The following is an 8,892-nucleotide window of genomic DNA, read 5'->3' on the forward strand; positions in this document are numbered from 1 at the left end:
CCTCCCGTGGCATCCACACGGGGTCTCTCATCACATCCGGAGGATCCGACATCGTGACTACCCAACGCACCTCAGGGCGGCGGAAGCAGGCAATTGCCGCTGCTGCCGCGGTCGCCGCGCTGCTGACCACGGCGGCGTGCGGCGGCGGTTCGGACGACGGCGACAACGGCTCGAAGACCGGTGCCGCCGGCTTCGACGCCGCGAACAACAAGGTCGCCCAGGCCGACCTGGCCAAGAAGGGCGGCACGCTGAAGTTCGGTGCCGCACAGGACGCCGACTCGTGGGACACCACGCGTGGCTACTACGGCATGATGTGGAACTTCGCCCGCTACTACAGCCGCCAGCTGGTCACGAACAAGGCCGAGCCGGGCGCCGCGGGCGCCGAGGTCACTCCGGACCTCGCCACCGAGACCGCCAAGGTCACGGACGACGGCAAGACCTACACGTACACCCTGCGTGACGGCGTCACGTGGGAGGACGGCAAGCCGATCACGTCCAAGGACGTGAAGTACGGCATCGAGCGCGTGTGGGCGCAGGACGTGCTGTCCGGCGGTCCGACGTACCTGAAGGACGTCCTCGACCCCAAGGGCGAGTACAAGGGTCCCTACAAGGACACCTCGGCCGACAAGCTCGGTCTGAAGGCCATCGAGACGCCGGACGACAAGACCATCGTCTTCAAGCTCCCCGTGGCCAACTCGGACTTCGAGGAGATGCTGGCCCTGGTCTCCGCGTCGCCGGTCCGCCAGGACATGGACACCAAGTCCAAGTACGGCCTCAAGCCGTTCTCCTCCGGCCCGTACAAGTTCGCCTCGTACAGCCCGGGCAAGGACCTCAAGCTGGTCCGCAACACCGAGTGGAAGCAGGCCTCGGACCCGATCCGCAAGGCCTACCCGGACGAGATAACGATCCAGTTCTTCTCGGACGCCAACCAGCTCGACCAGCGCCTGCTCAGCGGTGACCTGGACCTCGACCTGAACCAGACCGGCATGTCGCCGCAGGGCCGCACCACCGCCCTGAAGCAGCACAAGGGCAACCTGGACAACCCGGTCTCCGGCTACGTCCGCTACGCGGTCTTCCCGCAGAGCGTCGCGCCGTTCGACAACATCGAGTGCCGCAAGGCCGTCATCCTCGGTGCCGACCACGTGTCGCTCCAGACCGCGCGTGGTGGCCCGGTCGCCGGTGGCGACATCGGCACCAACATGCTGCCCCCGTCCGTCCCCGGCGCCGAGGGTCAGAAGTACGACCCGTACAAGCTCGCCACGGACAACAAGGGCGGCAACATCGCCGAGGCCAAGGCGGCCCTGAAGGCCTGCGGTAAGCCGAACGGCTTCTCCACCACCATCGCGGTCCGCAACAACAAGCCGGTCGAGGTGGCCACGGCCCAGTCCCTCCAGGCCTCGCTGAAGAAGATCGGCGTCACCGTCGAGATCGACCAGTACGACGGCTCGCAGACCGCCGGCATCATCGGCAGCCCTTCGAACGTGAAGAAGAAGGGCTACGGCATCATCATCATGGGCTGGGGTCCGGACTTCCCGTCCGTCCAGGGCTTCGGTCTCCCGCTGTGGAGCAGCAAGTACATCTCCGAGAGCGGTAACAACAACTACGCGCTCATCAAGGACAAGGCGATCGACGGCCTGTTCGACCAGTACGTCACCACCCTGGACGACGCCGGCAAGACCAAGATCGCCACGGAGATCAACCACAAGGTGATGGAGGGCGCGTACTACCTGCCCTTCGTCTTCGAGCGGTTCATCAACTGGCGCTCGGACAACCTGGCGAACGTCTACACCACCGACGGTTACAGCGGTCAGTACGACTTCGTCAACCTCGGTCTGAAGAACCCGAAGAAGTAGTCCCGGCACACCCGCCGAACGGCACGAAAGGCAGGTGAAGGCCGGCGCAGCGGGAGCGCGGGCCACCGGAAGACCTCCGGTGGCCCGCGGTCCGCGGCGGGCCGAGAGCTGTGCTCGCTTACCTCATCAGGCGGCTGTTCGCCGCCGTAGTGATGCTTGTGGTCATCGTCATGGTGGTCTTCGGCATCTTCTTCCTCATCCCCAAGTGGGCGGGCGTCGACATCGCCCTGAGCTTCGTGGGCAAGCAGGCCGACCCGGCCGCGGTCGAGGGTGTGCGTGAGAAGCTGGGTCTGGGCGACCCGATCTACGCCCAGGTCTGGGAGTTCTTCAAGGGGATCTTCGCCGGCCGCACCTACACGGGTGGTGGCGACTCCATCCAGTGCGCCGCGCCCTGCTTCGGCTACTCCTTCCGCAGCGAGCAGGCCGTCTGGCCCGTGCTGACCGACCGCTTCCCGGTGACCCTGGCCCTCGCGCTGGGCGCAGCCGTGCTGTGGCTGATCCTCGGCGTCTCGGCGGGTGTGCTCTCCGCTCTCAAGCGGGGCAGCCTGTGGGACCGCGGCGCGATGGTGATCGCGCTGTCGGGCGTCTCCCTCCCGATCTACTTCACCGGCATGGTCGCGCTGTCGATCTTCGTGTACGGACTGGACCTGTTCGACGGCCAGTTCGTCCCGCTGGACGAGAGCTTCTCCGGCTGGTTCGGCGGAATGATCCTTCCGTGGATCACCCTGGCGTTCCTGTACGCGGCGATGTACGCCCGCATCACCAGGGCCACCATGCTCGAGATCCTCGGCGAGGACTACATCCGCACCGCCCGCGCCAAGGGCCTCAAGGAGCGGACCGTCATCGGCAAGCACGCCATGCGCTCCACGATGACGCCGCTGCTGACCATGCTGGGCATGGACCTCGGTGCCCTCATCGGCGGCGCGATCCTGACCGAGACGGCGTTCAACCTGCCCGGCCTCGGCCAGGCGGTGCTCAACGCCATCAAGAACCAGGACCTGCCCATCATCCTGGGCGTCACCCTGATCACTTCCCTCGCGGTGCTCGTCGCCAACCTCGTGGTGGACATCCTGTACGCCGTGATCGACCCCCGAGTGAGGCTCACATGACCGACCTCAGCAAGAGCGGAGCGGCTGTGGGCGAACCCACCGCCGCCTCGCCCGCGCCGAGCGCCTTCCTCGAAGTGCGCGACCTGAAAGTGCACTTCCCGACCGACGACGGCCTGGTCAAGTCCGTCGACGGGCTCAGCTTCCAGCTGGAGAAGGGCAAGACCCTCGGCATCGTGGGCGAGTCCGGCTCCGGCAAGTCGGTGACCTCGCTCGGCATCATGGGCCTGCACACCGCCGGCCAGTACGGCAAGCGCAAGGCCCAGATCTCCGGTGAGATCTGGCTGGACGGCACCGAACTGCTGTCCGCCGACCCGGACCACGTACGCAAGCTGCGCGGCCGTCAGATGGCGATGATCTTCCAGGACCCGCTGTCGGCGCTGCACCCGTACTACACGATCGGCCAGCAGATCGTGGAGGCGTACCGCATCCACCACGACGTCGACAAGAAGACCGCCAAGCGCCGCGCGGTCGAGATGCTCGACCGGGTGGGCATCCCGCAGCCGGACAAGCGGGTGGACAACTACCCGCACGAGTTCTCCGGCGGCATGCGCCAGCGCGCGATGATCGCGATGTCGCTCGTGAACAACCCCGAGCTGCTCATCGCGGACGAGCCGACGACCGCCCTGGACGTGACCGTCCAGGCGCAGATCCTCGACCTCATCCGCGATCTCCAGAAGGAGTTCGGCTCCGCGGTCATCGTCATCACCCACGACCTGGGCGTCGTCGCCGAACTGGCCGACGACCTCCTGGTGATGTACGGCGGCCGGTGCGTCGAGCGCGGCCCCGCCGAGAAGGTGTTCTACGAACCCCGCCACCCCTACACCTGGGGTCTGCTCGGCTCGATGCCGCGACTCGACCGCGACCAGCAGGAGCGCCTGATCCCGGTCAAGGGCTCCCCGCCCTCCCTGATCAACATCCCGTCCGGCTGCGCCTTCAACCCGCGCTGCCCGTACGCGGACCTCCCGAAGGACAACGTCACCCGCACGGTCCGCCCGGAGCTGGCCGAGGTCGGCAGCCGGCACTGGGCCGCCTGCCACCTGGGCAAGGAGCAGCGGGAGCGTATCTGGACCGAAGAGATTGCGCCGAAGCTGTGAGTGACGACAAAGCGGTGACCATCCCCGCGCAGACCACCGGCGAGCCGAGCGGCGGCGCCGCGACCCTCACCAAGGACGCCGCCCCCGGCGAGGTCCTGCTGAAGGTGACCGGGCTCAAGAAGCACTTCCCGATCAAGAAGGGCCTGCTCCAGCGGCAGGTCGGCGCCGTGCACGCGGTGGACGGCATCGACTTCGAGGTCCGCTCCGGCGAAACCCTCGGCGTGGTCGGCGAGTCCGGCTGTGGCAAGTCCACGATGGGCCGGCTGATCACCCGGCTGCTCGAACCGACCGACGGCACGGTCGAGTTCGAGGGCAGGGACATCACGCACCTCGGTGTCGGTGCCATGCGTCCGCTGCGCCGCGACGTGCAGATGATCTTCCAGGACCCGTACTCGTCGCTGAACCCGCGCCACACCATCGGCACGATCATCGGCGCTCCCTTCAAGCTCCAGGGCGTCACGCCCGAGGGCGGCATCAAGAAGGAAGTGCAGCGGCTGCTGTCGGTCGTGGGCCTCAACCCCGAGCACTACAACCGCTACCCGCACGAATTCTCCGGCGGCCAGCGCCAGCGCATCGGCATCGCCCGCGCGCTCGCGCTGAACCCCAAGCTGGTCGTGGCGGACGAGCCGGTCTCCGCGCTGGACGTGTCGATCCAGGCCCAGGTGGTGAACCTGCTCGACGACCTCCAGCAGGAGCTGGGCCTGACGTACGTGATCATCGCGCACGACCTCTCCGTCGTCCGGCACGTCTCGGACCGGATCGCGGTGATGTACCTCGGCAAGATCGTCGAGCTGGCCGACCGCGAGCTGCTGTACAAGTCGCCGATGCACCCGTACACCAAGGCGCTCATGTCGGCGGTGCCGATCCCGGACCCGCGGCGCAAGAACGCCAAGAGCGAGCGCATCCTGCTCAAGGGTGACGTGCCCTCGCCGATCTCGCCGCCCAGCGGCTGCCGGTTCCACACCCGGTGCTGGAAGGCGACGGAGATCTGCAAGACCACCGAGCCCAAGCTCGTCGAGCTGCGGCCGGGCCAGCAGGTCGCCTGTCACCACCCGGAGAACTTCGCGGACCAGGCTCCGCAGGACACCGTCCTGCTGACCGCCGCGAAGGAGGCGGCGGAGCTGGTGGCCGACGAGGTGCTCGCCGAGTCGGCGCAGACGTCGGCGGCAGTGGCGGCGGAGGTCGCGGAGGCCGCGGAGGCCGAGACCGAGGCGGAGACCCCGGAGGCCGCTGAGACCCCGGAGGCCGAGACCGAGGCGGAGATCCTGGAGGCCGCTGAGACCCCGGAGGCTCCCGAGGCCGAGTCTCCCGAGGCGGACGCCCCCGAGGCCGGGGACTCCGAAGAGGAGCCTCCCGCCAAGGAGAAGTAAGAAGCAAACGAGCCCCTGCCTTGCAATGTAAGGCAGGGGCTCTGTGCTGGGTGAGAATAGTAGAGTGCTCCAGCAACTCTTCAGCCCATCCGTCCAGCACACGCTCGACCTGATCGGCATCTTCGTCTTCGCGATCTCCGGCGCCCTGCTGGCCGTGCGGAAGAACTTCGACGTCTTCGGCATCGCCGTCCTCGCCGAGGTCACCGCGCTGGGCGGCGGCATCTTCCGGGACGTGATCATCGGGGCCGTGCCGCCCGCCGCCTTCACGGACCTGGGCTACTTCCTCACCCCGCTGCTCGCCGCCCTCCTCGTCGTCTTCCTGCACCCGCACGTGGAGCGCATCCAGTCCGGCGTGAACGTCTTCGACGCGGCCGGCCTCGGCCTGTTCTGCGTCTCCGGCACGGTGAAGGCGTACGACCACGGCCTGGGCCTCACCGCCTCGGCCGCCCTGGGCCTGGCCACCGCCGTCGGCGGCGGTGTGCTGCGCGACGTCCTCGCCAACGAGGTGCCCTCGCTGCTGCGCTGGGACCGCGACCTCTACGCGGTCCCGGCGATCGTCGGCGCCACGATGGTGGCGGTCTGCCTGCGCTACGACGTCCTCACCCCGCTGGCCAGCGGCGTGGCCGCGCTCACGGCCTTCGTCCTTCGGCTGCTCGCGATGCGGTTCCACTGGCGAGCGCCGCGTGCGTGGAACCGTCGCTCGACGGTGCGGGAGGAGTAGGGGAGGCAGGGGCGGTGCCGCCGGCCGCGCCCCGCTGGTCGAGCTGGGTGGTCAGCCAGCGGAAGGCGGGTACCACCTGCGGGCGCCACAGGGCCATGTTGTGACCGCCCGCGCTCTTGGGGACGTGGACGACGTGCACGCTGGTCGGGGCTTTCGCCGCCCGCTGGAGGGCCAGGCCGGCCTCGTACCCGTCGTGCGGCTGGCCGGAGACGTACAGGGCGACGGCGGGCGGGGTGGAGGCCCCGCGCAGCATCAGGCAGAGGTCGTTGGTCCGGCGCAGGGCCGGGTTCTGCGCGGTGAGCGAGTCGCGCTCGCCGATCGGGTCGTTGTAGCCGGACATGCTGACCGCCGCCCGGAAGCGGTCCGGGTGGGCGACGGCCAGCTTGGCCGCGCAGTGCGCCCCCGCCGAGTACCCGGCCACCGCCCAGCCCCGTGGGGCGGGTTCGGCGCGGAAGTTGTCCTTCACCATCTTCGGCACGTCGAGGCTCAGCCAGGAGTCGGCGTTGACCGTGCCGGGCACGTTGGCGCAGCCGGTGTCCACGCCGGGCAGCAGCGTCGTACGCGGCGCGACCAGGATGAACGGCGCGACCGTGCCCTCACGCATCAGCGGCAGCAGCTGCTCGTGCACGCCCAGCGCGCCGAACCACGACTTCGGCGAGCCCGGGTAGCCCGGCAGCAGCTCCACCACGGGGAACCTGCGATGCCGGTAGGCGGGGTCGTCGTACTGCGGAGGCAGCCACACATAGACCTCGGCGGTCACGCCGGAGACGCGGCCCTTCAGTTCGGTGACCCTGACCCCGCCGGCCGCGTGCATGCCGGGCCCGTCGGCGCGGGTGAACGTCTGCCGGACCCGGGGCAGTCGCTCCATGGCGATGCCGCCGGTGCCGTCGGCGCCCAGGTCGGCGGCCTGCTCCACATGGCTGCCGGTGCCCAGCAGATCGGCCCAGTCGTCGTAGAGGTTGTTGTCGTTGTTGACCACCACGAAGACCAGCGCGACGGCCGTGCCCTGGGCGAACAGCAGCATCAGCATCCGGGCCGCGGCACGCAGCACCCGGGGTCCGCGCAGGCGCGACCACAGCAGCAGCGGCAGGCCGACGGCGACGACGGACAGCGCGATCAGGGTGTAGAGGAACGGAGTCCCGGTCAGGCTCATGCCTGTGCAGAGGGAAAAGAGGGGCCTGAGGTTTACGGACGAGTGCGGACACTTACCGGGAAATTGCCCGCTCCTCACCCGGGTCCGACGGAGGGTCCGGGCGAGGAGCAAGAGAAAAGCTACCGCTTAGTAATTGCCTGTTGTACCGTTCATGCATGCCTGAAGCAGCCATCGCCCCCGCCGCCCTCGGCGACAGCGAGTTCGACCGGGACACCGCCGTCACCCTCCGCGAGCCCGGCGTGTACGACACCGACCTCTCGGCCGGCTGGACCGTCTTCGGTGCCGTCAACGGCGGCTATCTGCTCGCCGTGCTCGGCCGCGCGCTCGCCGACGCCCTGCCGCACAGCGACCCGTTCACCGTCACCGCGCACTACCTGAGCGCCTCGCGCCCCGGCCCGGCCGTCGTCCGCACCGAGCCCGTCCGCGCCGGCCGCACCCTCTCCACCGGCCAGGCCTCCCTCTTCCAGTACGACGAGGAGGGCCGCGAAGTCGAACGGATCCGTGTCCTCGCCTCCTACGGCGATCTCGACGCGCTTCCCGACGACGTCCGCACCTCCGCGAAGCCGCCCGCCTTCGCGCCGATCGGACAGTGCTTCGGGCCCGAGGACGGGCCTGCCCCCGACGTCGACCAACAGCCCATCGCCGAGCGGCTGATGCTCAAGCTCGACCCGTCCACCGTCGGCTGGGCGCTCGGACAGCCCTCCGGCAAGGGTGAGATGCGGGCCTGGTTCGGGCTCGCCGACGGCCGCGACGCCGACCCGCTCTCCCTGCTGCTCGCGGTGGACGCCCTGCCGCCCACCGCCTTCGACCTCGGCGTCGTCGGCTGGGTCCCGACGATCGAGCTGACCGTCCACGTCCGCTGCCGCCCGGCCCCCGGCCCGGTGCGCGTCTCCCTCACCACCCGCAACCTCGCGGGCGGCTTCCTGGAAGAGGACGGCGAGGTCTGGGACAGCCAGGACCGGCTGGTGGCACAGTCGCGCCAACTGGCCCGCGTACGGCTGGCCTGACGGCCGTCCCGGTCGGGCACCGGCGCGGCGCGGCTCGGCGCGGAGAGCGTCGCACACTTGAGCCCCGCTTTACCCGATGGACAGGCGGCGGACAGGGCGGTCCCAAGTGGGCCCCAAGCGGCGTTGGTTGAGTGGCGGTCTCAGACCTTCCTCATCCTTCCTGGAGCTGTCTCTCATGAAGCGTGCGCCGACCATGCCGGTACGTCTCCTCCCCGCCGCCGCCCTGCTGGCGCTCGCGCCGTTCGCCCTGGCGGCCTGCGGCTCGGGCGACTCGGCGTCGTCGGACGGCGGCACGAGCGGGCAGGAGGCGTGTCAGCGGCCGAGTGGGGCGCCGAGCGGGATGCCCGGCGGGCGGCCGAGCGGAGCGCCTTCGGGGGCGCCGTCCGGCGCGCCGGACGGGGCTGGAGTTGCGGCCTCAGGGGCCCCGACGGGTGCCCCCACAGGCACCCCCACCGGTGCGCCTACCGGCACCGCGACCGGTGCGCCGACCGGTGCGCCTGGCGGTGTTCCCTCGGGTGCGCCGAGCGGTGGGTCCGGTGGGGGTGCCTGTGGGGGCACACGTCGGGGCCCCTGAGGCCGCAACTC

7 protein-coding genes are annotated in these 8,892 nt (G+C 69.7%); 6 read left to right on the forward strand and 1 reads right to left on the reverse strand.

Features of this window, described 5'->3' with window-relative positions; genetic code table 11:
* The first annotated feature begins 53 nt into the window (after positions 1–53).
* The 5 genes from BZL64_RS20335 to BZL64_RS20355 all read left to right on the forward strand — a co-directional run bounded on the left by BZL64_RS20335 (position 54) and on the right by BZL64_RS20355 (position 6,147).
* Complete coding sequence (locus BZL64_RS20335; protein WP_086770626.1) at positions 54–1,853, forward strand: ABC transporter substrate-binding protein; 1,800 nt, start codon at positions 54–56, stop codon at positions 1,851–1,853.
* A gap of 110 nt (positions 1,854–1,963) precedes the next feature.
* Positions 1,964–2,962, forward strand: a complete 999-nt coding sequence (locus BZL64_RS20340; protein ID WP_086770627.1) for an ABC transporter permease — start codon at positions 1,964–1,966, stop codon at positions 2,960–2,962.
* On the forward strand, positions 2,959–4,056 hold the full coding sequence (locus BZL64_RS20345) for an ABC transporter ATP-binding protein (RefSeq protein ID WP_073497465.1): 1,098 nt from the start codon (positions 2,959–2,961) through the stop codon (positions 4,054–4,056). Before BZL64_RS20340 ends, BZL64_RS20345 begins: the two co-directional genes overlap by 4 nt.
* Complete coding sequence (locus BZL64_RS20350; protein ID WP_086770628.1) at positions 4,053–5,426, forward strand: dipeptide ABC transporter ATP-binding protein; 1,374 nt, start codon at positions 4,053–4,055, stop codon at positions 5,424–5,426. The genes BZL64_RS20345 and BZL64_RS20350 overlap by 4 nt, the downstream gene beginning before the upstream one ends.
* A gap of 64 nt (positions 5,427–5,490) precedes the next feature.
* Positions 5,491–6,147, forward strand: coding sequence for a trimeric intracellular cation channel family protein (locus BZL64_RS20355; RefSeq protein ID WP_086770629.1), 657 nt, complete (start codon positions 5,491–5,493; stop codon positions 6,145–6,147).
* On the opposite strand, the gene BZL64_RS20360 is transcribed toward BZL64_RS20355, so the two are convergent.
* Complete coding sequence (locus tag BZL64_RS20360) at positions 6,056–7,300, reverse strand: alpha/beta hydrolase (RefSeq protein ID WP_086770630.1); 1,245 nt, start codon at positions 7,298–7,300, stop codon at positions 6,056–6,058. The two genes, BZL64_RS20355 and BZL64_RS20360, sit on opposite strands and share 92 nt — an antisense overlap.
* A 155-nt stretch (positions 7,301–7,455) precedes the next feature.
* Here BZL64_RS20360 and BZL64_RS20365 point away from each other — a divergent pair, with 155 nt between their 5' ends.
* Positions 7,456–8,307 (forward strand): thioesterase family protein, encoded by an 852-nt coding sequence (locus BZL64_RS20365; RefSeq protein WP_086770631.1) that lies wholly within the window; start codon positions 7,456–7,458, stop codon positions 8,305–8,307.
* The last annotated feature ends 585 nt before the right edge of the window (positions 8,308–8,892 follow it).

This window comes from Streptomyces bobili (assembly GCF_002154575.1).
GTDB classification, from domain to species: Bacteria; Actinomycetota; Actinomycetes; order Streptomycetales; family Streptomycetaceae; genus Streptomyces; species Streptomyces bobili.